This is a genomic window from Novosphingobium sp. FW305-C-30-35 (assembly GCF_058783135.1).
Window position 1 is genome coordinate 323,096 of record NZ_JBYSYJ010000002.1, and the last position, 25,398, is coordinate 348,493.

22 protein-coding genes are annotated in these 25,398 nt (G+C 64.4%); 10 read left to right on the forward strand and 12 right to left on the reverse strand.

Features of this window, described 5'->3' with window-relative positions; translation table 11 throughout:
• The first annotated feature begins 99 nt into the window (after positions 1-99).
• The 6 genes from AC3WLM_RS18210 (at position 100) to AC3WLM_RS18235 (ending at position 7,854) form a co-directional block, all read left to right on the forward strand.
• On the forward strand, positions 100-1,263 hold the full coding sequence (locus AC3WLM_RS18210; protein WP_193828802.1) for an LLM class flavin-dependent oxidoreductase: 1,164 nt from the start codon (positions 100-102) through the stop codon (positions 1,261-1,263).
• 39 nt (positions 1,264-1,302) lie between these two features.
• Positions 1,303-2,469, forward strand: coding sequence for a helix-turn-helix transcriptional regulator (locus AC3WLM_RS18215; RefSeq protein WP_193828803.1), 1,167 nt, complete (start codon positions 1,303-1,305; stop codon positions 2,467-2,469).
• A gap of 145 nt (positions 2,470-2,614) precedes the next feature.
• Complete coding sequence (locus AC3WLM_RS18220) at positions 2,615-4,318, forward strand: class I adenylate-forming enzyme family protein (RefSeq protein ID WP_492478337.1); 1,704 nt, start codon at positions 2,615-2,617, stop codon at positions 4,316-4,318.
• A gap of 4 nt (positions 4,319-4,322) precedes the next feature.
• Positions 4,323-5,189 carry an amidohydrolase family protein gene (locus tag AC3WLM_RS18225; RefSeq protein ID WP_062345230.1) on the forward strand — a complete coding sequence of 289 codons (867 nt, stop codon included), beginning with the start codon at positions 4,323-4,325 and terminating at the stop codon, positions 5,187-5,189.
• Positions 5,190-5,278: 89 nt separating this feature from the next.
• On the forward strand, positions 5,279-6,352 hold the full coding sequence (locus AC3WLM_RS18230; RefSeq protein ID WP_230487930.1) for a Rieske 2Fe-2S domain-containing protein: 1,074 nt from the start codon (positions 5,279-5,281) through the stop codon (positions 6,350-6,352).
• Complete coding sequence (locus AC3WLM_RS18235) at positions 6,349-7,854, forward strand: amidase (protein WP_492478338.1); 1,506 nt, start codon at positions 6,349-6,351, stop codon at positions 7,852-7,854. The genes AC3WLM_RS18230 and AC3WLM_RS18235 overlap by 4 nt, the downstream gene beginning before the upstream one ends.
• 51 nt (positions 7,855-7,905) lie before the next feature.
• On the opposite strand, the gene AC3WLM_RS18240 is transcribed toward AC3WLM_RS18235, so the two are convergent.
• The 4 genes from AC3WLM_RS18240 to AC3WLM_RS18255 form a co-directional block, all read right to left on the reverse strand.
• Positions 7,906-8,433, reverse strand: a complete 528-nt coding sequence (locus AC3WLM_RS18240) for an Lrp/AsnC family transcriptional regulator (protein WP_193828806.1) — start codon at positions 8,431-8,433, stop codon at positions 7,906-7,908.
• On the reverse strand, positions 8,430-8,921 hold the full coding sequence (locus AC3WLM_RS18245) for an Lrp/AsnC family transcriptional regulator (RefSeq protein WP_052242557.1): 492 nt from the start codon (positions 8,919-8,921) through the stop codon (positions 8,430-8,432). The genes AC3WLM_RS18240 and AC3WLM_RS18245 overlap by 4 nt, the downstream gene beginning before the upstream one ends.
• 78 nt (positions 8,922-8,999) lie before the next feature.
• The gene (locus AC3WLM_RS18250) at positions 9,000-10,172 is read right to left on the reverse strand and encodes an acyl-CoA dehydrogenase family protein (RefSeq protein WP_492478339.1); all 1,173 of its coding nucleotides are present in this window, start codon (positions 10,170-10,172) and stop codon (positions 9,000-9,002) included.
• A gap of 11 nt (positions 10,173-10,183) precedes the next feature.
• Positions 10,184-10,969, reverse strand: a complete 786-nt coding sequence (locus AC3WLM_RS18255) for an SDR family NAD(P)-dependent oxidoreductase (RefSeq protein ID WP_193828808.1) — start codon at positions 10,967-10,969, stop codon at positions 10,184-10,186.
• A 272-nt stretch (positions 10,970-11,241) separates the two neighbouring features.
• Between AC3WLM_RS18255 and AC3WLM_RS18260 the strand changes: the two genes are divergently transcribed.
• The gene (locus tag AC3WLM_RS18260) at positions 11,242-11,433 is read left to right on the forward strand and encodes a hypothetical protein (RefSeq protein ID WP_492478340.1); all 192 of its coding nucleotides are present in this window, start codon (positions 11,242-11,244) and stop codon (positions 11,431-11,433) included.
• A gap of 58 nt (positions 11,434-11,491) precedes the next feature.
• Here AC3WLM_RS18260 and AC3WLM_RS18265 read toward each other — a convergent pair whose 3' ends face one another.
• Genes AC3WLM_RS18265 through AC3WLM_RS18290 form a run of 6 tightly spaced genes read right to left on the reverse strand, consistent with a single transcriptional unit; the run spans position 11,492 to position 17,206 of the window.
• The gene (locus tag AC3WLM_RS18265; RefSeq protein WP_492478341.1) at positions 11,492-12,292 is read right to left on the reverse strand and encodes an SDR family NAD(P)-dependent oxidoreductase; all 801 of its coding nucleotides are present in this window, start codon (positions 12,290-12,292) and stop codon (positions 11,492-11,494) included.
• An 11-nt stretch (positions 12,293-12,303) separates the two neighbouring features.
• Positions 12,304-13,374 carry an alkene reductase gene (locus tag AC3WLM_RS18270; RefSeq protein ID WP_492478342.1) on the reverse strand — a complete coding sequence of 357 codons (1,071 nt, stop codon included), beginning with the start codon at positions 13,372-13,374 and terminating at the stop codon, positions 12,304-12,306.
• Between the two features lie 5 nt (positions 13,375-13,379).
• Positions 13,380-14,009, reverse strand: a complete 630-nt coding sequence (locus AC3WLM_RS18275; protein ID WP_492478343.1) for a nuclear transport factor 2 family protein — start codon at positions 14,007-14,009, stop codon at positions 13,380-13,382.
• Between the two features lie 13 nt (positions 14,010-14,022).
• Positions 14,023-14,541 carry a flavin reductase family protein gene (locus tag AC3WLM_RS18280; RefSeq protein ID WP_492478344.1) on the reverse strand — a complete coding sequence of 173 codons (519 nt, stop codon included), beginning with the start codon at positions 14,539-14,541 and terminating at the stop codon, positions 14,023-14,025.
• Positions 14,541-15,071: an Lrp/AsnC family transcriptional regulator gene (locus AC3WLM_RS18285; protein ID WP_062344497.1), complete on the reverse strand. Its 531-nt coding sequence runs from the start codon at positions 15,069-15,071 to the stop codon at positions 14,541-14,543. Before AC3WLM_RS18285 ends, AC3WLM_RS18280 begins: the two co-directional genes overlap by 1 nt.
• The gene (locus tag AC3WLM_RS18290; protein ID WP_492478345.1) at positions 15,071-17,206 is read right to left on the reverse strand and encodes an oxidoreductase; all 2,136 of its coding nucleotides are present in this window, start codon (positions 17,204-17,206) and stop codon (positions 15,071-15,073) included. The genes AC3WLM_RS18285 and AC3WLM_RS18290 overlap by 1 nt, the downstream gene beginning before the upstream one ends.
• A gap of 247 nt (positions 17,207-17,453) precedes the next feature.
• On the opposite strand from AC3WLM_RS18290, the gene AC3WLM_RS18295 reads away from it, so the two are divergent.
• The 3 genes from AC3WLM_RS18295 to AC3WLM_RS18305 are packed head-to-tail and all read left to right on the forward strand — an operon-like array spanning position 17,454 to position 21,830.
• Complete coding sequence (locus AC3WLM_RS18295) at positions 17,454-19,208, forward strand: FAD-dependent oxidoreductase (protein ID WP_492478346.1); 1,755 nt, start codon at positions 17,454-17,456, stop codon at positions 19,206-19,208.
• Entirely contained in the window at positions 19,201-20,997 is a 1,797-nt protein-coding gene (locus AC3WLM_RS18300; RefSeq protein WP_492478347.1) for an acyclic terpene utilization AtuA family protein, read from the forward strand. Before AC3WLM_RS18295 ends, AC3WLM_RS18300 begins: the two co-directional genes overlap by 8 nt.
• A gap of 14 nt (positions 20,998-21,011) precedes the next feature.
• On the forward strand, positions 21,012-21,830 hold the full coding sequence (locus AC3WLM_RS18305) for a Coq4 family protein (RefSeq protein ID WP_492478348.1): 819 nt from the start codon (positions 21,012-21,014) through the stop codon (positions 21,828-21,830).
• Between the two features lie 77 nt (positions 21,831-21,907).
• Here AC3WLM_RS18305 and AC3WLM_RS18310 read toward each other — a convergent pair whose 3' ends face one another.
• Together AC3WLM_RS18310 and AC3WLM_RS18315 are read right to left on the reverse strand one after the other, a co-directional pair.
• Complete coding sequence (locus tag AC3WLM_RS18310; RefSeq protein ID WP_492478350.1) at positions 21,908-24,337, reverse strand: TonB-dependent receptor; 2,430 nt, start codon at positions 24,335-24,337, stop codon at positions 21,908-21,910.
• A gap of 132 nt (positions 24,338-24,469) precedes the next feature.
• Positions 24,470-25,348 (reverse strand): Coq4 family protein, encoded by an 879-nt coding sequence (locus AC3WLM_RS18315; protein WP_193828814.1) that lies wholly within the window; start codon positions 25,346-25,348, stop codon positions 24,470-24,472.
• Between the last annotated feature and the right edge of the window lie 50 nt (positions 25,349-25,398).

Consider the following 25,398-nt stretch of genomic DNA (forward strand, 5'->3'; position numbering starts at 1 on the left):
GTTATGCGCGATGGTGTCAGGTGCGATAGTTTTCGGTCCGGAACGTCAACACGCCCAGGAACAGGCCAAAGAGCCGCGGGCTGCCCGGAGAGATGCCCCATGAAATTCTCGATCATCTATGAAGCGCAGATGGTGGATGCCAGTCGCGAAAACGAGCGCGCGGTGTTCCTCCAGATCGTCGAGCAGGCCAAGTTCGCCGAGGAGATGGGCTTCGACTGCATCTGGTGCGTCGAGCATACCGCGCTGACGCAGTACGCGCACATGTCTGCTCCCGAGACGGTGCTGGCGTTCATCGCCGGGGCGACGAGCCGCATCCACATCGGGCACGGCGTTGTCTGCCTACCGCCGGCGATGAACCATCCGGTCAAGGTGGCCGAGCGCATCGCCACGCTCGACATTCTTTCGAAAGGGCGCCTGCACTTCGGCGTGGGCAAGGGCGGCACGCAGCAGGAGGCCGGGACCTTCGGTTATGACCTGAACGAACTGCAGCCGATGATCGATGAATCGATGTACCTGATCCCCAAGATCATGGTGCAGGACGAGATCGAGCACGACGGCACCTACATCAAGATCCCCAAGCGTCCGATCCACCCGAGCCCGTGGCAGGACCCTCATCCGCCGATGTACATGGCCTGCACGCGCGAGAACACGCTGGTGGCGGCCGGCAGCCGCGGCATCGGCGCGCTGGTGCTGGGCTTTTCCGGGCCGGACGAGATTGCCAAGAAGAACGCGATCTATCGCGAGGCTTTCCGCACCCGCAAGGCCGAGGATCAGGTGGGCTTCCGCCCGACCGAACACCTTGCCGCGCTCTGCGCCGCGACCGTGCTGGATGACCGCGAGAAGGCGCGCAAGATCGGCCTGCGCGGCCAGCGCTTCTTCGCCGAGTCCATCGCCTACTGGTATCAAGGCGGAGCCAAGCCCTCCGTCGACGAGGACCTCGACGCCGAGGATCACGCCAAGGTGCTGGAGCAGGGCAAGCAGGCGACCATCGCCTACCTGTCCGAAGAGGCGATCCCGGTGGGGGACGAGCACCTTTCCAACTACACCGTGGCGCAGGACGCCTATGGCACGCCCGACGATTGCATCCGCTATGTCCAGCGGCTGAAGGACGCCGGCGCCAATGAGATCCTCTTCATCTTCCAGATGGGCGGCATCCCGCACGAGGTGATCATGGAAACCATCCGCAACATCGGCGAAAAGGTGATCCCGCACTTCAGGGCGCTCGAAGTGGCCGAAGCGGGAGAGATGGAAGCGGCGGAATAAGCCCTGTCAGTCCGCGCGCGCGCCGCCTATGCTGTGTAGATGGGCGGCGCTGTCGATGAAGGGTTTTCGGATCTGCTGGCCCGGCTTTATGCCGGGGTTGGCCCGGTGGGGGACGGGGAGGCGGAGCCGTGGCGCGGGTTTCTGGAAGCGCTGGCGCGGTGGATGCAGGCGAGCTTTGCCACGCTGATCATCACCGCGCCCGGCAAGCGCCAGCCCGCGACGTTTCTCACGCCGGGATCGGATGCGGAGTTCGATGCCGCCTATACCGAGACGCTGTTTGCCGAGGACCCGTTCCAGGGACTGAGCGACGGGGTGGTGACATCCTATGCGGAGTTCATGGCGCAGCTTCCGGACAGCGCATTTGCTACCTATCGCCAGGCGATGGCGAGCAGCGGGTTCGACCAGGTGCTGGGGATCGACCTGCACTTTGGCGGCGGCCATTCGGCCGGAAGCAGGGGAGGGCGGCCGGACGAGGGGCGCTATGAAGCGCGCTTCCGCGTCAGCCGGCACAATTCGCTGCCCGATTTCACGCGGGAGGAGCGGGCGCGGCTGCAGGCGCTGGCGCAGCATTTGCGTATTGCCGTTTCGCTGTTCGAGAAGCTGCAGTTCGCCGGGGCCGAACACGGCATGTTCCACGCCACCGCGCAAGGACTGGGCCTTGCGCTGCTGGTGCTGGATCGCAACCGGCGCATCGTCAGCAGCAACGCCTTGGCCGAGGCGCTGTTGGCAGAGGACGAAGGCTTGCGCCGGAGGGGCGACGAGCTGGTCCTTGCCGATGCGGCGCAGCACAAGCTGGTGGGCGAGCTGCTGGCGCAAGGGGGCGAGCGCGGACTTACCCGCTTCCGCATCGAGCGGCCAGGGCGGGGCGATCTGGTGGTAACGGCGCGGCCGGTAGAGCTGAACGCGATCCACGGCGGGGCCGGGGCGCTGGCGCTGTTCCTTGCCCGCCCGCACCGGCAGGCGGGGCCGGAAAAGGGCCTGGAGAACGGCAATGATCCTCAGGTGCTGCGCGACCTGCTTGGCCTGACCATGGCCGAGGCGCGTCTCGCCGCAGTGCTGGGCGAGGGGCTGAGCCTGGTCGAGGCGGCGCGGCGACTGGGAATCGCCCACAACACGGCGAAAGTGCAGCTGCGATCGGTCTTTGCCAAGACCGGGGTGCATCGCCAGGCGCAGCTAGTCGCGCTGCTGGCCTCCATCGGCGGATAGGCGACTCGCGCAATTCCGCCAGTTTGCGCGGGGCGGCTCTTATGTGTGGGCTTGAAAGGCATATGCGCAAATAAAAGACGCTTGAAATACGCAAATTGCGCGATACATAGGAGACAGACAAGGCGATACGAGGTTTGGGAGAGCGATGTCCGACATGTTGCGCGATAACACTCGCCCGCAGGTGGTCGCCTCTCCCGATGCCGTGCTGGCGCCCGTGACCGGGCCGGGATCGCCGTTCGAGATCGGCGAGCGTGACGGCTTGCGCCAGTTCGTTGCCGCGCCGCCCGATCTCAACCTTCTGATCGAATCCGCGCGTCGGTTTGGAGACCGCACTTGCGTGGTCGATTTCGACAGTGCGGGCGCCGAACGGCGCATGTCCTACGATCAGGTATTTTCCTGGCGCGACCAGCTGGTGCCGATCCTGCACATCGCCCGCGGGGACCGCGTGGCCATTGCCATGCGCAACCGCGCCGAATGGCTAGTGGCGTTCCTTGCCGTGATGAAGGCGGGCGGGGTGGCGGTACTGGTCAACAGCCGTGGCTCCGGTCCGGAAGTGCTGGCGATGCTCGAAGATGTCGACCCGGCAGTGGTGCTGGCCGACAGCGAGCGCACTGCCGCGATCCGCGAGGCCGGGTTCAAGGGCCGGGTGCTCGACCTGACCAAGCCATTCAACGCCGACGAGCTGGCGCGCCGCACTGCCGATACCAGTCCTGATGCCAGTGTGGCAAAGGCTGCCGACCCCTGCGCGATCCTGTTCACCTCGGGCACCACGGGCCGGGTCAAGGGCGCGGTGCTTTCGCATCGTAATGTCATCACCGGGCTGATGTCGACGCAGATGTCGGGCATGATCGTGCTGGGAAACATGGCGGCGCAGATGGGCACCACGCCCGAGGCGCTGATGGCGCAGATGCCGCAGCAGGCCTCGCTGCTGGTCTATCCGCTGTTCCACGTTTCGGGGCTCGGCTCGGGCTTCCTTTCGCCCTTCCTGGGTGGGGGCAAGGTGGTGATTATGCGCCGCTGGGATGCCGACGAAGCGGCGCGGCTGATTGCTGCCGAACAGATCAGCATGTTCAGCGCCGTGCCGACGATGCTGTGGGATATCCTGCACCGCGCGCGGATCGACGGGACCAGCCTTTCATCCTTGCGCAACATCGGCTGTGGCGGACAGGCGCTGCCGGTCAACCTCGTCGAGGAAGTCCACGCACTGTGCCCGCATGCGCAGATCGGCACCGGCTACGGCATGACCGAGTGCTCGGGCGCGATCGCGCAGGCTGTGGGGCCGGAGTTCATGGCGCGACCGGCGGCGGCCGGGCGCAAGCTCGCCATGGTGGAAGTGCGCATCGAAGGGCCGGACGGGCAGGTGCTGGGCGAAGGTGAGACCGGCGAGATCGTGGTGCGCGGCGCGCAGGTCATGCAGGGCTACTGGAACCGCCCGGAGGAGACCGCTGCCGTGCTGACCGAGGATGGCTGGCTGCGCACCGGCGATGTCGGGATGGTCGATAGCGATGGCTATGTCTTCATCGTCGACCGCAAGAAGGACATGGTCATCTCGGGCGGCGAGAACATCTACTGCGCCGAGGTCGAGCGCGTGCTGGGCACGATCCCCGGCCTGACCGAGTGCGCTGCCTTCGGCCTGCCTGACGAGCGGCTGGGCGAGCGGCTGGTCGCCGTGGTCATCGCGCCGAACATAGACGAGGCGGGGGTGATCGCATGGGTCGCCAGCCGCCTTGCCCGCTACAAGGCGCCCACCCGGGTCGCCGTCACTACCACGCCACTGCCGCGCAATGCGCTGGGCAAGGTCGACAAGATCGCCTTGCGCAAGCTGTGGCCGGAACTCTCTGGAGAATAACGAAATGGCCATGCCCACCAACATCGGCATCATCGACTGCATGCTCGGCATTCCCGATGCCGAGGACCGCGCCGAGTGGTTCGCGCCGTTCCGCCCGCTGATCAAGGACAAGCAGACGCTGGGCCAGTTCGCCATGCCCGCGCAATACATGTTCAAGGACATTCCGCAGTCGGGCAAGCAGGACGATTACCTCGCCTGGACCGTGGCGCAGATGGACAAGCACAACGTCGAGAAGGCGCTCGTCGGCTGGAACGAGAACGAAACCTCGTACCGCGCCAAGGAGCTCTACCCCGACCGCTTCTTCTTCGACCTGCCGGTCAACCCGAACAACGGCACCGAGGAAGTCCGCCGGATCAAGCGCATCCACGCCGAAGTCGGCCTCTCCGCCGTCTCGGTGTTCCCCTCGGGCACGCTCCCGCAGGTGGCGATCAACCACAAGTATATGTGGCCGATCTATTCCGCGTGCGAGGAACTGGGCCTGCCGATCCTGTTGAACGTCGGCATTCCCGGCCCGCGCATCCCGATGGAGACGCAGAAGGTCGAGCATCTCGACGAGGTCTGCTGGTTCTTCCCGGAACTGAAGGTGGTCATGCGCCACGGAGCCGAGCCGTGGGAGGCGCTGGCGGTGAAGCTGATGCTGAAATGGCCGAACCTCTATTATTCGACCAGCGCCTTTGCGCCCAAGCACTACCCCAAGGCGATCATCGACTATGCCAACACGCGTGGCGCCGACAAGGTGATCTACGCCGGCTACTTCCCGATGGGCCTCAGCCTCGATCGCATCATGTCCGACATGCAGAACGTGCCATTCAAGGACGAGGTGTGGCCCAAGTTCCTGCGCGAAAACGCGATGAAGGTGTTCGGGCTCTAAGCAATCCCAGGGAGCCGGGAAGTCTGCTCCCCCCAGTGATCGCCGGCATGCGGAGACAACCCCCGCCCCGGCAATTCAGGAGTGAAACCATGGCGGATCCAGTGGCAACAGATGCCCGCACCGCTCCAGTGGCGGTGTGGCAGATCCTCGAGAAGCTGAAAGGCAAGGACCTGACCGACTGGCGCACCGCGCCGGTACCGGGCCGTGCTTCGGTGGCAGAACGCAATCTCGACATCGGCTTCCCGCTCGGCTGGTATCCCATCGACCTTTCGGCAAACCTTGCCGTGGGGGAGGTTAAGCCGCTGCGCTATTTTTCGCAGGACCTGGCGATGTGGCGTGGCGAGGACGGCAAGGTCCGCGTCCTCGATGCCTATTGCAAGCATCTCGGCGCGCACATGGGCCATGGCGGCAAGGTTCATGGCAACCTGCTCGAGTGCCCGTTCCATGCATGGCGCTATGACGGGGAAGAGGGGACCGTGAAGGAAATCCCCTATTCGAAGTCGATCCCGCCGCAGGTGAAGCGCAAGTGTACGCGGACCTGGCATGTCACCGAGGCGAACCGCTGGATCTGGGTGTGGTATCATCCCGAGGACGCCGCGCCGCTTTTCGACGTGGTCCACCTGCCCGAGGCAACCGATCCTGAGTGGACCGACTACGACATCTACGAATGGAACGTCTACGGTTCGATCCAGAACATGGCCGAGAACGGCGTGGACGTGGCCCACTTCAAGTACATCCACGGCACCGCCAACGTGCCGCTGGGCGATCTGCGCTGGGGCGAATGGGGCCGCGGGGCCGACGTCAAGGCCAAGATGGGTACGCCGTGGGGCGAGGTCGACGGCCAGATCAGCTATGACACGATGGGTCCGGGGCAAAGCTGGACGCGCTTTACCGGCATTTCCGAGACGCTGCTGGTGGCCTGCATCACCCCGGTCGAACTGGACCATGTCCACGTGCGCTTCTGCTTTACCCAGCCCCGGGCTCAAGCCGAGGGTGAGCGGGCCGGCGTTGCCCGCGCCATCATCCGCGACATCTGCAAGCAGTTCGATCAGGACAAGGTGATCTGGGATCGCCAGAAGTTTGAGCCCAATGCCCTGATCTGCGAAGGCGACGGCCCGATCGCGCAATTCCGCAAGTACTATTCGCGGTACTACGTGAAGTGAAGACGACCAGACGGGAAGCCCTTGCCGGCGGAATTGCGCTTGCCGCAACCGCCGGCCTGCCGGGGAATGCGCACGCGATGAACGACGTCCTCGATACCCACGATTCTCTCGGGCTTGCCGAGCTGGTGAGAATGCGCAAGGTTTCGGCCAGCGAGCTGTTGGAAGCGGCGATTGCGCGGGCCGAGGCCCTGAACCCGCAGCTGAACTTCATGGCGCAGAAGCACTACGACTACGCCCGCAAGGCGATCGCGGCAGGCCTGCCGCAAGGGCCGTTCAGCGGCGTGCCGTGGCTGCTGAAAGACCTCAACACTTATATTGCCGGCGAAGTCACCGAGAACGGCAGCCGCCTCTACATGGGCCAGCGCGCCAGCGTGACCTCCGAACTGGTGCGCCGCATCGAACGCGCCGGATTCGTGATTTTCGGCAAGACGACCACGCCCGAGTTCGGCCTGACCGGCACGACCGAAAGCGTGCTCATGGGGCCGACGCGCAATCCCTGGAATCGGGAGCGGATCGCGGGCGGATCATCGGGCGGCGCGGCGGCAGCGGTGGCGGCGGGTGTAATTCCGGCGGCGCACGCCACCGACGGCGGCGGTTCTATCCGCATTCCGGCTTCGGCCTGCGGGCTGTTCGGCCTCAAGCCCTCGCGCGGCCGGGTGCCGATGGGGCCGCTCAGGACCGAAGGATGGGGCGGCATGTCGGTCCACCACGCAGTCAGCCGCACGGTGCGCGATTCCGCCGCGATCCTTGATACGACGCACGGGGTGGAGCCGGGCTCGCGCTATAGCGCACCGACGCCGGAACGGCCGTTCCTTCAGGAGGTCGGGCGCGATCCGGGCAAGTTACGCATCGCGCTGATGCTCAGCCCGTATTCTGGCGCGCCGGTCGATCCGCAAGTGGTGGAGGCCACGAAGGCGGCAGCCAGGCTGCTCGAAAGCCTTGGCCACCATGTCGAGGAGGCAGCGCCGAAGATCGACATGGCGGCGATCGGGGCGAGCAGCTTTGCGCTGATGGCGTCGTCGGTCGCTGCCGATTGCGTGGACCGGGCCAAGGCGCTGGGCATTGAACTGGGCCCCGACGTGCTGGAGCGCACGACGCTCGATTTCGTGGCGATGGGCAAGAGCTACACCGGCATGGACTTTGCGCGCGGGAACAACGCCTACCAGGCGGCTGCCGTGACGATCGCGCAGTTCATGGAACGCTGGGACGTGATTCTTTCGCCTACGCTATCGGCGCCGCCGCTGCCGCTGGGCCGGATCGGCCTGGATACCGGCCGTTCGATGATGGACTGGGGCCGCGAGGTCGGCACGTTCACCGCGTTTACCGGCATCTATAACGGCACCGGGCAGCCGAGCATGTCACTGCCACTGGCAATGTCGCAAGATGGGCTGCCTATCGGCATCATGGTAACTGGCCGCTTTGGCGAAGAAGGGTTGCTCTTCCAGCTGGCTGGGCAGGTGGAACGCGCCGCGCCGTGGGCAGGGCGGCGAGCGAAGGTCTGAAGATGTAAGCCATTTTTCTGACCCCCCAGGTCAAGCCCGGGGGACGAAGAATCAAGGCTGGTCTTCGGCACTCGCATCCATTCCGCGCAAGTCCTCCACTGTGGCGATGGGTCCGATGGCGGCATTATATTTTACCGTCTGGAGAACCAGCTCGGTTTCGGCTTCGCGGATGCCTTCCAGCGCCAGCACCCGGTTGGTGACGGCAGCTGCGTCTTCAAGGCTGGGCAGGACGCAGATGGCGATCAGCCGCAGCGCGGCGTTGGCGTCGTAGAGCGCGCGGACCTCGGGCAGGGCGAGCAGGCCTTCGCGCACGGCATCGAGCTTGCCGCTGGCGCATTTCACCGTCACGAACATCATATGTTGGCCGGCGTTGGTAGCGTCCAGTCCGCGCGCGATATCGACGATGGGGACGAGCTTGAGCAGCCCCGCGGTCTGCAGCCGCTTGACCCGCCCGCGCACCGTGCCTTCGGTGACGCCGAGGTCTGCGGCAATCTTGCGGAAAGAAAGACGCGCATCGTCGGCCAAGGCTTCGGCGATCTGTCGGTCTAGCTCGTCGGTCTGCGGGAACTGGTCGATCATGCGGCGATGGGGCCAACGGCGGTGTTGTAGCGGTAGACGGTGTTAAGCAGTTCGACGTCGACGTCCTCGACGCCTGCGATCCCGGCCGAAACGTCACGCGCCGCCTCGATCATCTCGCGCGCGGCGTGGAAGGCATAGAGGCAGCTGACCGGGTAACGGCCCGAGGTAAGGTGTACTGACAGCACATGTTCGCGCTGTGCCAGTTCATGCGCAACCTCGAGCGGGGCGCGGCCGCTCACCTGAAGGCGGATGCGGGCAAGCAGACGATAGCCGTGTACGCGAAAGTCCGCCAGGGCAACGACGCGCATTAGCCCGGCGGCATCCATCGCCCGGATGCGGTTCGCTACCAGATTACCGGTCAGCCCCAGTTCCTCGCCGATCACCGTGGATTGCGCGCGTCCATCTCGCTGCAGCACTTCGATGATGCGCAGGTCGATATCGTCAAGCGTTGCACCTTTGGCGCGGCGTGTCGGCTTTTCTTCAGACAAGGCGTTCCCCCCGTTTGCGTAAGGTAGCCTAGAGCGCGCTACGCAGCGGGGCAAGGGCAAGCGGGCCGGCCGTGGCGATCAGCCGCGCGGTTCGCGAGGAAGACCAAGGCCGCGTTCGGCAATCAGGTTGCGCTGGATCTGGTTGGTGCCGCCGTAGATCGTGTCGGCGCGGCTGAACAGGAACAGGTTGGGCAGGACGTCCCATTCGTAAGATCCGCCGGCGGCCACTTCGCCCGCCTGGCCCAGTACGTCCATCGCCAGTTCGCCAAGGCGGCGGCGCCATGATGCCCACTGGATCTTATAGGTGAGGGCAGCGCCGTCGATGCTGGAATGATCGCTGTTCGAAAGCATCCGCAGCGCGCCGTAGCGCATCAGCCGCAGGCCGATTTCGGCGCTGGCGATGCGCTGGCGGATTACCGGATCGCGGTCCTTGCCGGTGGCCTTGGCCGCGGCGATGATTTCGTCCAGTTCGTTGCGGAAGCCCATCTGCTGGCCAAGCGTGGACACGCCACGCTCGAACGCAAGCAGGCCCATGGCGATCTTCCAGCCATCTCCTGGTGCGCCGATCAGGCTGTCGGCAGGGCAGCGCGCTTCGGTGAAGAAGGTCTCGTTGAACTCGGCATCGCCATTGATCTGGCGTATGGGACGGACCTCGATGCCCGGCTGATCCAGCGGCATCATCAGGAAGGTCAGGCCCTTTGGCCCTTGCGATCCTTCTTGGGTGCGGGTGACGACGAAGATCCAGTCGGAGATATGGGCGAGGCTGGTCCATATCTTCTGGCCATCCACGATCCATTCGCCATCTTGCAGGCGCCCCTTGGTGCGCACGCTGCCAAGGTCCGACCCGGCATTTGGTTCGGAAAAGCCCTGGCAGAAGATGGTCTTGCCGGCGGCGATATCCGGAAGAAAGCGGCGCTTCTGCTCGTCGGTCCCGAATGTGAGGATGGTGGGGCCGGCCAGCTCCACTCCGATGTGGTTGATGCGTCCCGGAACTCCGGCTCGGGCATATTCCTCGGCGAAGATCACCTGCTGCGCCAGCGTAGCATCGCGCCCGCCCCATTGCGTCGGCCAGCCGATGCAGCCCCAGCGGTGTTCGCCGAGCTGCTGCTCCCATTCGCGCCGCCGTTCGGGCATGGCGGTAAGCTGGGTCACGCCCCTGATATCGCGGAATTCGCCCGCCATCTGGCCCTGCAGCCACTCGGCGCATTCGGCGCGGAAGTCTTCGTCGGCGGCGGAAAATCCAAGCTTCATGTCGCTGCGCCTCAACCCGGCATGTAGAGCTGTGCGGCTTTGCCGCCATCGACGGGCAGGGCAGTGCCGGTGATGTAGCTGGCTGCGCTGGAGAGCATGAACACGATCGCCTCGGCCAGTTCGTCGGGTTCGCCGCCGCGCTGCATCGGGATGGCGCGGGTGGTTGCGGCCGCAAAATCAGGCGCGCGGCTTTCATAGTCCTGCGTCGCGGCGGTCTGCACCTGCCCCGGCACGATGGCGTTGATCCGAATGCCGAGCGGGGCACCTTCCATCGCCGCAGCTGCGGTGAAGTGGACCAGTGCGGCCTTCGAGGCCGAATAGCTTGCCATGTTGGCCAACGCCTTGATCCCGCAGGTGGAGGCGATGTTGACGATCGAGCCGCGCTGGCGACCATCAATATCCTGCTTCGCCATCACCGCCATTGCCGCCTTGGTGCCGACGAACACGGCATCGGCATTGACTGCGAAATCCTTGCGCCAGTGTTCCAGCGTCAGTTTCGAAATCGGGGCATAGTGGACCGACATGGCGTTGTTCACCAGCATGTCGAGCCGTCCATGCCGCGCGGCGACGTCTTCGATCACCGCAGTAAAGGCGGCATCATCGGAAACGTCGAGACGGACTGCTTCGACCTTCCCGACTTGCGCGATCTCGGCCCGGGCCGCTTCAAGCTTGTCCTCGCGGCGGGCGCAGATCACGACCGTGGCCCCGCGCGCTGCCAGCAGCTTGGCGGTGGCAAGGCCAATGCCGTCACTACCGCCGGTGACCACGGCCACCTGGCCGGTCATGTCATGAGCCATTGCTTTGCTTCTCCCGATTCCTTGATCTCAACGCAAATGCACCTGTTGCCACGCCAATGTCAACCTAATGCGCAAAATAACAGCTTTACAATTTCGTATATCGGCCTTTCTAGGCGCAACCCACCGCTTTTTGCGGCATTTTGGTCAACTTTGACCATGCAGAGGGGGCGACACAAGCCGAGACGCATCCCGTCACTTAAAATCTTCCTTGGAAACCAATGGCTTCTTGCGTAGAAAGGCGGTCCTGATGTCTCTAATCGTGTAGGTGGCTCATGGTCCTGAAGCGAAAGACGCGGAGCCCCGAGGCGGTCGGCCCGACTGGCTTTAACGCCGCGGATGAGCGGTTACTGATCGCATTCGAACTGGCCGTCGTGATCAACGTCCTGGCCTGCATCGTCATCCTGCCAACCGTTGTCATGGAAAACGTGGCGCATAGCGCCGAAAGATCCGCGTCTTATCGCTGAATTTCATCAATGGCGCGGCTGCACGTTGACCAGGTTCGAAGGCGTCGGCAGCCCTCGCTTAGCTGAACCAGGCGCCACCGTTGACATTTATCGTGCTGCCGGTGGCAAAGCTGGCATCCTCGCTGGCGAGATAAGCCACTGCGCCTGCGACTTCCTCTGGCCGCGCAAGGCGCTTCATTACGCTATCCGCGGCGACGGCGGCTTTCACCTCTTCGGGCAGGGGCGCGTAGATCGGAGTCTCGGTCGCGCCGGGATTGACCGCGTTTACGCGAATGCCGCGCGGGGCAAGCTCGCGCGCCATGGCGCGCGTCATGCCGAGGACGGCGGCCTTGGCGGTGACATAGGGCACCGGGCCATTGCCGGCGAGCGCAGCGGTTGAGCCGATGTTGATGATCGAACCGCCTGCGCCTTGTGAAGCCATCATCCGCACTGCGGCGCGGCTGCAGCGGAAGGCGCCGTCGAGCGTGATGGACAGGACCTTTGACCAGCCTTCGTCAGCACAGTGGATGGTCTGGTCGGCAAAGGCAGTTTCATCGCCTCCCGCGCGGGCAGCCTGGCCTGCATAGAATTCGGCCATGCCATCGCCCGGCGCGCTTCCGATCCCGGCGTTGTTGACGAGAATGTCGATCCCGCCAAGCTGGTCAGCCACTTGCGCAAAGGCGGCGTCCACCGAGGCGGTGTCCGACACGTCGCAGGCCACGCCGATGTGGGGAGCGGGCAGGACTGCGCCAGCCTTCTGCGCCGAAAGGTCCAGAATGGCGACCGTCGCGCCTTCATCTGCCAGCCGCCGGGCAATGGCTGCGCCGATGCCCTGCGCTCCGCCGGTGACGACGGCGCGTTTGCCTTTAAGTCTGTTCATGGTGTCCTCGCTCAACCCGCGCGCGGGTAGTCGGTGTAGCCGCGCGCATCGTCGCCGTGGCCGGTGTAGAATGTGGCGCGGTCCCCCTTCGCGAGCGGGGCGCCGGAACGGAAGCGCTCCACGAGATCGGGGTTGGCGATATAGGCGTAGCCGAATGAAACGGCCTCGGCCTTGCCTTGCGCAATCACCGCGTTGGCCTTGTCGAGCGTGAGCCCGCAGTTCTCGATCACCGCGCCCCGCCAGTTGGCGCGGACGAGTTCGAGGCTGTCGAACCCGGCGTTGGGAATGTGGATCAGGTGGCAATATGCGAGGCCCATGCCGTCCACAGCCTTCAGCAGGGTCGTATAGGTCTCGGCTGGATCGGCGTCGGCCATGCCGTTGAAGGTAACGCCTGGGCAGATGCGGAAGCCGACGCGGCCCGCGCCAATGGCGGCGGCAATTGCGGAGAGCGTTTCCACCACGAAGCGGACGCGGCTCTCTGCGTTGCCGCCATAGGCGTCGCTGCGCTGGTTTGAATTGGACGAGAGGAACTGCATCGGCAGGTAGCCGGAGGCACAGTGCAGTTCGACCGCGTCGATGCCGGCGGCGCGGGCGTTGCGCGCAGCTGCGACATATTCGGCGATCACGCCGGGAATCTCGTGCGCTGCCAATGCGCGAGGCATTTCGGTGGCGACGGGGACGCCATCGGGTCCGGGGATCGGATCGGAGCAGGGGATGGCGCTGGGGGCGACGGTTTCTGCCTCCGGGTCCTTGTTGGCGCGAACGGCGGCGCGGCCAACGTGCATCAGTTGCATCGCGATGAGGCCACCTTCGGCATGAACCGCATCGGCCACCTTGCGCCAGCCGGCGACCTGTTCCGGCGAATGAATGCCCGGCGTGCGCCAGTAGCCCTTGCCGGTTGGCGACGGCTGAGTGCCTTCGGTGACGATCAGCCCGGCCGAGGCGCGCTGGCGGTAATATTCGACCATGAGTTCGGTAGGTTCGTCGCACGGTCCGGCGCGGTCGCGGGTCATCGGTGCCATGACTACGCGGTTGCGCAAGGCAAGATCGCCGATTTTCACGGGCGAGAATACATCGGCCATGGCGCTCAGCTCCGCACGCGAGGCTTGGGCAGTGGCGCGCCACGCCGCATCGTCTCGATGAACCTCTCGAGTGGAGCGGGCGGCTCTACAGGTCCATCGTGCGGCTGTCCCTGTCGGGCCCAGTAGGTCTTCCAGCTCGGGAACAGATCATGAAAGCTGCCGTGATAGGGTGGCACTCCGGGCCAGCGCATCTTGCGATCACCCACCGGTGCCTTGTTGATGTCGCTGGCGTACCAATAGAGCGGCAGGCGGCGGCGGAAGTACCAGCGGCCGTCGATGCGTTCATACTGGTCGAAGTACATCATCTGCATCAGCACCCACTCGGCGCCGCATTCGTGCTCGTTCTTGGAATAGACCACGCCTTGCGCATGATCGGGATCGTCGAAGTCTATGATGTGTCCGCCGATATGGTGGCTGGTACCGTCGAACTGCATAGAGTGCGTTTCGTCGAACCAATCGCGCAGGGCTTTGCGTCCGGTCTTGCCGCCGCCGACACGCACGTCTTCGGGGAACAGGTTTACCCAGGCATCGCCGTCGCGCATGTCCAGAGCGAGCGAATACTTGGCAGGCAACTGGCGGATCGCGTCGAGGGACTCCAGCCGATCGATGCGGGCGAGGAGGGATGCTTCTGTCATGATGGTCGTGCCTTCAGCAAATGGGAGTGGGCCGATAGAGCGAGCCGTTGGCCCAACCGACGATATCGTCACTGCCCGAAGTGATTAGATCGTCGACCTCGCCGACCAGCAGGTCGTGCGTGCCAAATCTGACATTCTCGCGGATTGTGCAGAAGATCGCGGCGGGAGCTTTGTCGATGTGCCAGAGGCCCTCATGCGCATGGTGGACGTGTTGGCGCCAATCATCCTGGCGAAACCGCATTTCGCGCGCAGCGGGATCGGCGAAGGGGCGGACGTGGCCGTCCTGCCCAGCCTGCAGCAGGTTGATGCAGAACCGTCCGGCCCGCATCATTGCATCGTGCGCCGAACCCGAGCGGTTCACACAGATCGCCATTGCTGGAGGATCCAGGCATACCGGCATCAATGCCGACATGGCGAGGCCCACCGGCGCGCCACTTTCGGGGTCAAAGCTCGTAACAATTCCCAGCGGCGCTGGCATGAAGCGCAGTACGCGCTTGAGGCGGGCATCGAGCGCAGTTTGGTCGTTCGGCATCAGGGCCTTGCCTCCTGACTCCGGCTTTCGATCGGGGCCTCGTCAAACTTGTACTTGATGATGTCGACCACGATGGCCGGTGTCAGGGTACGGATGCCGCGGACCGTGGAGAGCTTGTCCAGCAGGAAATCGGACAGGCTGTCGAAATCGCGCAGGGCGACGAGCATGTCGATGTCGTAGCGCCCGGTGACCATATGCGCGGCGAAGACTTCGGGCAGGGCGCCAAGCTCCGCCGCGACTTCCGACGCTGGACGCCCGTCCACCTCGACCGAGATGCGCAGCAAGACGTTGAAGCCGTGGGCGGAGAAATCGGACACCGCGACGACGCGCAACTGGTTCGCGTCTTCCATCCGGCGGATGCGGGTGGAGACTGTCGTCGCTGTAAGGCCGAGGCGTTCGGCGATCTGCTGGTTGTTGGCGCGGCCGTTGCTGCGCAACTCGCGGATGATCGCCTGATCGGTAGCGTCAAAGCTGAACACGCGGGCGGCGAGGCTGCTGGCGCTTCGGGTTCCGTTTGCCGGACGCGCCATCAGGCCATCTCGCGAATGGCGCGCACCGCTGCCCGCGCGCCGTGCATTGCGCCCTCGATATAGCCGACGCCGCCCGCATCGCCGATGGCGTGGACATCGAAACCGGCGATACGGAGGGAATCCGCCAGCGTCAGGTCGCCTCGCGCGCCCTTGGCGACGATGACGTTGCCGGCGGGAACGGTCTGCGGCTGGCCCGCAGCGTCGGTGAAGGTCACGCTGTCCTTGCCGATGGCGATGGTGGTTGCGCCCGCGTGGAGGCCGACGCCATGTTCGGCGAGTTCGGCCATCAGGCGCATGCGGCGCACCAGAGTGAGGCCCTTGCCCATGCGCGGGGCTTCCTCGATCACGGTGACGATGCGGCCACGCTCGCTGAGGAATTCGGCAAGTTCGAGGCCGACGAGTTCGCCGCCGATGATGGTGACGGTATCCGCAAGCGGCATCCAGGCGTGGGTGGCCTTGCGCACAAGCGAGAGATTGGCGGTGGCACCCGTCGCCGCGCCGACCTTGGTGGCGAGACGGGTGAACAGGCCGGTCTTGCGCTTCAGTTCGTCAGAGCTTTCGCCCAGCATCATGCGGCGCATATCATCGCCCGAGTAGACGTGGTCCTGATCGTTGCCGGGGATGGGCGGCATGTCGCGGATCGCGCCAGTGGCCACGATTACGGTCTTTACGCCGAGTTCGCGCAGCAGTTCGGGGGTTGCGACGGTCGAGAGGCGGACGTCGATGTCGGCCTCCTTCACCTCACGGCGCAGCCATTCGAGCAGGCGTTCGTTCGGTTCATAGGCGAGGCTGGCAAAGCGCAGGGTGCCGCCCAGGCGGTCCGACTTCTCGATCAGCGTGACCTTGTGGCCGAGGGCCGAAAGCCTGCGGGCCGATTCCATGCCGCCGGGTCCACCACCGATCACGGCGACGTGACGAGCATTGCCGTTTGCGGCAGGCGCATCGCCTTCGAACTCGTGAGCAAGGTTGGCGTTGACCGCGCAGCGCGTGGGCTGGCCCATGTAGATCGCCGAGACGCAAGTGTAGCAATAGACGCAGGGGCGGACCTTTTCGGTCTCGCCCGTTGTCAGCTTGCGCGGCAGGTGCGGGTCGGCCAGCAGCTTGCGGCCCATCGCGACGAAATCGGTCTCGCCCTTGGCGATGGCGCTTTCGGCGCTGTCCACCTCGATCCGGCCTGAGCCGATCACCGGGATCGACACGGCCTTCCGGATTTCGGCCGTGGCAGGGAGGTTCCAGTTCTCGAGATGCGGAATGTTAGACTGCGAGTGCAGCTTTCCGACAGAGGTATCGTGGTACGAAGTAATGGTGATCGCATCGACGCCGGCGGCTTCGACAAGGCGGGCGTGCTCCTTGGCCATTTCCAGCGTGATGCCGCCGGGCTTGCCCACTTCCTGTGAATCGAGCTTGATCCACAGCGGATAATCGCGGCCGACTTCGGCGCGGATCGCGGCGATGACCTCAAGCGTCAGGCGCAGGCGGTTCTCCACGCTGCCGCCGTACTGGTCGGTGCGGGTGTTGGTAGAGGGCGAGGTGAACGAGGACAGGAGGTAGCCGTGACCGCCGTGGATCTCGATCCCGTCGAATCCGGCTTCCTTGGCGCGCCGCGCGCCTTGTGCGAACTGCTGCACGGCAAGGTCGATGTCGGCCTGTTCGAGCACCTTGAGCTCGGGCATCTTCATGCCGGCCAGCGCCTGCAGTTCCTCCATGAGGAAGTAGTCGATGAAGCTGCCCTTGGGCGCGGGCGGAACGGCCGGTCCCCACAGCTTATGGCCCCAGCGGTTGAAGCTGTATCCGGCAACGAATCCGCCGTGGTGCAATTGCGTGGCGATCTTCGCACCGTGAGCATGGACACGGTCCGTCAGTGCCCTGAGGCCGGGGATGAAACGATCGTCCGAGATCGCGGTCTGCTGCATTGCCACTGCGCCGACCGGCCAGGCAACGCCGGCCACGCCACAGATGATCAGGCCAGCCCCACCGCGCGCCTGCTCTTCATGGTAGGCGATCAGTTGTTCGCCTACCGTGCCGTCATCTTCCGACAAGCTTACACCCATCGCGGTGACGGCAATGCGGTTCTTGGTCTCCATAGTGCCGATGCGGCCCGGCGAGAGCAGGTGGGGGTAGAGGTTGGAAGACAACTTTGCGGTTCCTCGTCCGAGCGGCTACGACGTGCAGGATTCTGCCTTGCAGCGTCATATTGTCCATTATTGCGTAATCCATGGCTGATTGCCCTACGATAATCAAGGTGGAAAGCGGAGGCTTTTGGCATCTTGCGGAATATCTGGGCCAAATTTCCCCATGGAGACGCGCATTTCTCGCGTTTCTCTCGAATATTCGTAAAAACATGTCTTCACGGCTACGCATGGTGTTGACATTGGGAGATCTGTGGCGGCATCTGCGTTACCTGATAGCAAGGGCTTCCGCCAAGGAATCCGGGACAGGATCGAGATGGGCATGGAGTGGCAGAGCGAGGTCGACGTTGTCGTCGTCGGATCGGGCGCAGGCGGGATGCTCGCCGCGCTGGTGGCGGCAAAGAACCGTGCGGAAGTCGTGGTGGTTGAGAAGGACAAGCTGTGGGGTGGAACAAGCGCCACCTCTGGCGGCGGCATCTGGATTCCGGGCAGCGACCAGGCCAAGGCAATGGGCTTTGAGGACAATCTGGACGATGCTTTCAAATATGTCCGCGCGCTTTCGGCTGACAACGTGCCCGACGAGAACATCCGCGCTTATGTCGAGAACGCCGCGCCGATGCTGCGCTGGGTGACGGCAAACACCGGCGTCGTCTACACCTCGCAGCCCTATCCCGATTATCATGCCGAGAACCCCGGGGGATCGGTCACCGGATACCGCACCCACCTGCCCGAGATGTTCGACGGCACGCTGCTGGGCGAGGACCTCAAGACGCAGCGGTTGCCATCGCCTGCGGCGAGCCTCTTCGGCTATCTCAACTGGACCTTCGCCGAGACCTACCAGTTGCTCTATCGCGGTCCCGGCTGGCTGACGGGGCTGGCGAAGAACATGGCGAAGTACTGGTTCGACTGGCCGCTGCGCTTCACTTCGCGCAAAGATCGGCGGCTGACGCTGGGCAATGCGCTGACCGGCGCCTTGCGGGTCGCGCTGAATGAGGCAGGCGTGCCGGTGTGGCTCAAGACACCGATGAAGGAGCTGGTGACCGAGAACGGGCGTGTCGCCGGGCTGGTGGTGGAAAAGGACGGCAAGCCCTTTGCCATCCGCGCGCGCAAGGGCGTTGTGCTGGCGGCGGGCGGGTTCGACAAGAACCAGCAGATGCGTGATGCGAACGCGCCGCTCTACAACAAGGCCTGGGCATCGGGCGGGGTGACCAGCAACACAGGCGATGCGATCCGGGCAGGGCAGGCCGTGGGCGCGGGCACGATGAACATGCATTCGGCCTGGGCCGCGCCGGTCTTTCATGTTCCCGGCGAGGATCGCGGGCGGCTGTGCACCATCGAGCGCGCTCTGCCGGGGTGCATCATGGTCAACCAGAAGGGCCAGCGTTACCTCAACGAGGCGGCTTCGTACCACATCGTCGGCCAGCAGATGGCCCGGCGGCAGCGCGAATTCGGCGATGCCAGCCCCAGCTGGATGGTGTTCGACCACAAGTATCGCCACCAGTTCCCGATGGGGCCGCTGCTGCCACTGGTGCCGGACTGGCTGCAATCGGGTGCAGTCAAGTCGATCCTCAAGAAGGGGCGCACGATCGCCGAGCTGGCGCGGGACATGGGCGTCGATCCGGCAGCGCTGGAGCTGCAGATCGCACGGTTCAATGCAGGCGCGGCCAAGGGCGAGGATCCCGAATTTCATCGCGGCGAGGCGGCCTATGACAAGATGTATGGCGACTATCGCCACCAGCCCAATCCCTGCCTGAGACCGCTGACCGAGGGGCCGTTCTACGCCATGCCAATCTATCCCGGCGACATCGGCACAAACGGAGGCCTGCGCACCAATGCCAAGGCCCAGGTGGTTGACGATGCAGGGCAGCCGATTGCCGGGCTCTATGCCGTTGGCAACAACGCGGCATCGGCGATGGGCGAAAGCTATCCGGGTGCGGGCGTGACCATCGGGCCGGCAATGACCTTCGGCTATGTCGCGGCGCGGGACCTGACCGGGGCCAATGACTGAAGCGGGCAAGGTCGTCCGCATCGGCGGGGCGAGCGGGGCGCTGAATGACAGCGCGATTGCCGTGCCGGGGCTGCTCAAGGTCGAGGGGCTGAGCTACCTTGCCTTCGACTACCTGGGCGAAGGGGCGATGGGCATCTTCCGGCGGATGAAGCAGGCCGATCCGCGCTCAGGCTTCCTGCCGGATTTCGTCGACATCCACATCGGGCCATATCTCACGGAACTGAAGGCGCGCGGCATCCGCGTTACTGCCAACGCCGGGGGGATGAACCCGGAAGGCCTGGCCGAGATGATCCGCCAACGCGGGCGCGAGCAGGGGCTGACCTTGCGCGTGGCGACAGTGACTGGCGACGACGTCGAACATCTAGTGCCGCAGCTGCGCGCCGAGGGTTTACGGGATATGTACAGCGGCGCGCCCCTGCCCGAGGGCGAGATCGGGATGCACGCCTATATCGGCGCGTTCGGGATCGCGCGTGCGTTGGATGCCGGGGCAGACGTGGTGATTACCGGGCGCGTGGTCGATTCCGCGCTGATCCTCGGGCCCTTGATCCATGAGTTTGGCTGGGGACCGGACGATCTGGATCTGCTCGCAGCGGGCACGGTGGCGGGGCACCTGCTGGAATGCGGTGCGCAGGCGACCGGCGGCACCTTCACCGATTGGCGAGACGTGCCGGACTGGGCGAACATCGGCTTTCCGGTGGGCGAATGCCACGCCGATGGCAGCGTGGTGATGACCAAGCCCGATGGCACGGGCGGCCTCGTTTCGGTGGGCACGATTGCCGAGCAGCTGCTTTATGAAGTGGGCGATCCGCGCGCCTACATCGTTCCCGATGTGGTGTGCGACTTTACCGGGATCAGGCTGGAGCAAGTGGGACCGGACCGGGTTCTGGTGCGCGGGGCCAAGGGCTATCCAGCGCCCGAAACGCTCAAGCTGTGCGGGACTTATGACGATGGCTGGCGCTCGGTTGCGCTGATTCCGGTCAGCGGGATCGATGCTGTGGCCAAGGCGCGGCGGACGGCAGAGGCCTTGCTCGAGCGGGTTTCCGCCATGCTGGAGGAGCGCGGCTGGGGGCCTTGGCGGCAGAGCCATGTCGAGGTGATCGGCACGGAGACGGCGTGGGGACCGAGGGCGCAGGCGCTGGAGCCCCGCGAGGTGCTGCTCAAGATCGTGATCGATCATGCCAATCCGGCAGCCTGCATGCTGTTCGGGCGCGAACAGACCACAGCGATCATGAACATGGCGGTCGGCACCTCGATCGCGCCGATCATCGCCGCGCCGCGCGCCTTTCCGCTGACGGGCATGTTCTTCGGCCTGATCGACCGGCGCCGCGTGACGCAAGCGGTGGCGCTTGATGGAGTGGCGCTGGACTTTGCCGACCCGGTGGTGCCGGGGTTCGATCCGGCGGCATTGCCGCAGATCGAGGGCGAAGCGGCGGTGATCGATGGCGAACTTGTCGATGTGCCGCTGATCCGGCTGGCGTGGGCACGCAGTGGCGACAAGGGGCGGCTGTTCAACGTCGCGGTCATTGCCCGCGATCCGGCATTTCTGCCGTGGATCCGGGCGAGCCTGACCGTGGCAGCAGTGACGGACTGGTATCGCCACCTGTTCGATGAGCCGGCCCATGCCCGGGTCGAGCGGTTCGAAGTGCCGGGCGTCCATGCGATCAACTTTCTGGCGCACGATGCGCAAGGCGGTGGGATCAACCTATCGCCCCGCTTCGATGCGGCGGCCAAGAGCATGGCGCAGCACCTGCTGGAGATGCCGGTGCGCGTGCCGGCGTCGCTGATCTGAAAGAGGACAAGCTGATGGCCGACGACCTGCCCTACCTTGCGCGCGGTGCGAAGCCTGTGGCGACCGACAGCACCGTGCTGGTCAGCAATTCCGATTACCTCAACGAGCCGCGCCTGCGCGACTGGCTGGCCACGGCCTATTTGCGCAAGAGCGGCAAGGATTCGCCCACAACGCTTGATGCGCACAAGCTCTATGGCATCCTTGCTGACATTTTCGACGTGCCGCGCATCGAGGAACTGTTCACCGCCGAGCGCAAACGCTGGCCTGAGCTTGATGCGTGGTTCGCGGCGGGCTTTTCGTCGAACTTCACCGTGGAGGAGCTGCTGGCCAATCCGGATGGCTCGCTTGGCCACACCTTCGGGCGCTACTTGCGCGACAACGGTTTCGAGATCGACATCGTGCCGCGCTTCACTCCCCGCAACCAGTTCGAGTATTTCTCGCTCCGCAGCGGCCAGACGCATGACCTGGAGCATATCGTCTGCGGCGGCGGGTTCGATATCATCGGCGAGCTGGTGCCCTACTTCGCTCGGCTGTCGAACCTGCCGCGTTTCCTCGATCCTGAACTGGTCGGCCTTATCAATGCCGGGCAGTTGCTGGGCGCATTGAGGCTCGTTTCGCGCACCGGGCTGCATTACCAGGCCGCGTTCCCGACCGTGCTCAAGGCCATGCGCCGCGGCATGGACGTGGGCGAGCAGTCCGGCCCCTACTGGATGGCGAAGTACGAGGACGTATTCCACTTGCCGATCGAAGAGGCGCGAGCAGCGTTGGGCATTGTCGGCGCGGTCGATCTGGACAGCCGTGAGGCCTCGCTGCTGTGGCCTGAATACAGCTGAGCCCCGAGACAACCGAGGGGCTGGCGCTTTCGCGCCGGCCCCTCTCCCCTGTTGTAATGCGATCAGACTTTGGCAGATCAGAAGTTGACGCCCAGCTCCACGCCATACGTGCGTCCGCGTTCGTAGCTGCCGGTGAACAGCAGTACCGGGGCGCCGAAGCTGATGTAGCGCTTGTTGAAGATGTTGTCCCCGAACACCGAGAGCGAGACCTTGGCGCCGCCGAGGCCCACGTCGGCAACGCCCAAGCGACCGTTGACCAGCCAGTAGGCGGGTTGGCGGTTGCGGTCCTCCAGTACTGGCTGGTTGGTGAGAAGATCACGCAGCGGAGTGGAGGTGAGGTAGTATGTGCTGCGGTAACGGCCCTCGATCAGCGCAGTGACATGACCGCCGCTGCTGGAAAAATCGGGTGAGTTGTAGCTGGCGGCGGCGCGGCCGGTCCACTTCGAGAAGTATGTCGGGCGTGCGAAGGCAGCGACGTCCTGCCCGTTCAGGATGAACTGCTTGTAGTTGAAGTCGGTGTAGGACACGCTGCCTGAAAGGTTCAGGCCCGCGACCGGCACGACATCCAGTTCGGCTTCGAAGCCCTTGATCTTCGCCTTGCCTGCGTTGTCGAAGAACTGTCGCCCGTTGATGAAGTTCTGGGTCTGCAGGTCCTTGTAGTCGTTGTAGTAGGCCGCCACGTTCAGCCGCACCTTGTTGTCGAGGAACTGGGTCTTGGCGCCCAGTTCATAGCTGGTGAGGTTTTCCGGGCGATAGGGGATGCCCGAAAGGATGCCGCCCGAAACGTAGCCGGTGGCGACTTTCGCAAAGAGCGTGGTCTGTTCGGTCGGGCGCCAGGTCGCGATGCCGGTCCAGGTCAGCTTCTTGTAGGTTGCCTTGTAGTCACCAACGCCCAGCGAGCCACCTTGCGCGCCCGAGATCACGAAGATCTTTAGTTCGCGGTCGTCGATCGTGCCGCGCAGGCCGCCGGTCAGGTCGAAAGTATCGGAGAGGTGCCAGGTCAGCTGGGCATAGCCGGCCATGGAGTCGTTGATGCCTTCGGTGCGGGTAATGCCGCTGCCGAAGATGTTGTCGAGCGGGCTCGGCACGATGGTGGCAGACGGCGTGGGCGAAAGGATGCCGAGCACTTCGGTGCCGGGCGACTTTTCGTGGAAATAGAACAGGCCGGCGGTCAACTGGTAGCTGTCGTTGGAAAGCTGGAACTGCAGCTCCTGGCTGAACTGCTCTTGACGAGTGGCGCGGGCCGAAAGCAGCGGGAAAAAGTAGTCGTTCGGTCCGGGTGCATTGGCCGGATTGAACAGGATCGCCTGGATCTGCTGCGGGGTCAGTCCGGGGGTAAGGAATGCACCCAACTGCTGGAAAGTGAAGCGCATGCCGCCGGCCGAGCCGAGATCGAAGATCACCGGGTCCTGCCGGAACTTGCGGTAGGCGCTGATCGACTTGACAGTGAAGTTGTCGCTGGCGTCGAGCGTCAACGTCAGGCTGTGGCCCTGGGTGACGACGTGCTCCTCGCTGGTGGCAGCTGCGACCGAGGACAAGGGACCATTCAGCCCCTCGTTGGTAGTGCCGCCAAAGAACGGCTGAAGCGCCACGATGGGGCCGAGCAACTGCCCCGAGGCGTCGGGGATCACGCCAAGGCTCTGCATCGCGCGGCCCGAGGCACGGGTGTCGGTATAGTCGAAGCGGTAATCGGCGATAAGCGCGCCGAACTCGCCGCGCACCGCGATTTGCCCGCCATCGACGTTGCGATAGCCGAGCTTGTTGACGAAGCGCTGCGTGCCGAATTCGGGCGCGCGCAGGGCGATATTGAGACCCTTGCCGCCCATCGTGTTGGTCACGTCCCCATCGATCTGGTCATGCAGGTAGGACAGGCGGATCGAAAACGGGCCAATCTGCGGCAGGTCGAGCGAGACCTTGCCGCGGAAGGCATCGTAGTTGCCATAGGAGCCGGTGGCGCGCACGCCCCACTCGCCCTTGGGGGCGGCGGTGACGATGCTGATTGCGCCGGATGTGGCATTCCGGCCGAACAGCGTGCCCTGCGGCCCGCGCAGCACCTCGACCCGCTGGATGTCGGAGAAGTCGAGCAGCGATCCCACGGCACGGCCGATGTACACGCCATCGATATACATGCCGACCTTGGGATCGACCGAGTTCGACGAGGTTCCGGAAGCGACGCCGCGAATGATGATGGTGGGGTTGGATTGCTGGCCCTGCGCGTTGAACTGCAGGCTGGGCGCGAGGCCGGCGAGGTTGCGCACGCTGGTGACGCGCAACGCTTCCAGTTGTTCGGTGCCAATCGCAGTAACTGCCACGGGAACCTTCTGCAGGCTTTCCTCGCGGCGCTGGGCAGTGACGATGATTTCCTGGACCGAGGCTGACTGGCCGGTGGTTTCGGCCTGCTCTTCAGCTGCGTTTTCCTCGGCGTGGGCCAGAGGTGCGAAGGCCAGCGCGCCAGCCGCAAGTATCGTGCCGCGCAGGAGCATGCTGTGGGTATGCCGTGCTTTCATGATGTCTCTCCCTCCGTTGTTTTCTGACGCCAGAGCTTGTTGCCGGGCGCGATGCAAAAGGAGCGGCAAAGCGCGCTGCGCTCGCCGCCCCTGTCATTCAGCAAGGTGGTCCGGTGATGATCGGACTGGCCTTCATTCGGCAGCTTCCATCATCGGGACGCCATAGTTGGGGTCGTCCTCGTTGCAGAGGCGGTTGGTATCGTCCCAGCGGCTGTCGATCACGGGCGTGATGTTCAGTTCGCGACGGATGTCCTCGATCTGGACGTCGGCATATTCGCGCCAGTCGACCAGCATCAGCGGGTACTTCCAGTTGCGGCCCTGCTGCGCGCCGATGAACTCCGCTTCGAGATTCACGACCATCGCTTCGGGATAGAACAGCGCGTCCTTCATCGTCGTCTTGGCCTTGAGGTAATAGGCGATGCGGCTGAAGAAGTTGCTGAGCTCGGGGTGGAAGTAGAGCGCCTTGGCGTGCATGTTGGCTGAAAGCAGCGCTATTTCGCCGCCATGGTTCGGGCCGAAGCCGGTGATCATGTGCTCGATATCGTGCGAAAGCGCGGTCTGGCGCAGGTAATAGGTGAAGTCGTTGACGACCTGAATTTCCTGGAAGAACAGATCGAGCTGGTAGCCCGAATTGACCATGAAATCGTGGATCTTCGCGCCCAGCGTGCCGGGGGCGCAGTCCTTGGTCTCGTCGATCGTGAAGTTGGACAGGCTCTTGCGCTCGAGCCAGCGCTTGAACAGCGGCAGGCGGGCCTTTTCCGTCTCGAACAGTTCAATGATGCGGGGCATGTCTTCCAGATCGTGGAGGATCTGCGCCACTTCCGGGATGTATGCCGTGTTGGGAAGGTCAGGCCCGTTGCGGCGCAGCATCTCCTGCGAGATCAGTGCGCGCAGGCCCGCATGGTTGAGGTACTTGGAAGAGCTTACGAGGACCGAGCTTTCAGTCTCGATCTTCTGGATCCGGCCGTTGAAGTAGGCCCGGTCGGCATCGCCGATCTTTGCTTCGCTCATGTCGGCATCCTTTCCTGATATTCTGCAAAGGGTTAGGGGGCGTCCGGGAG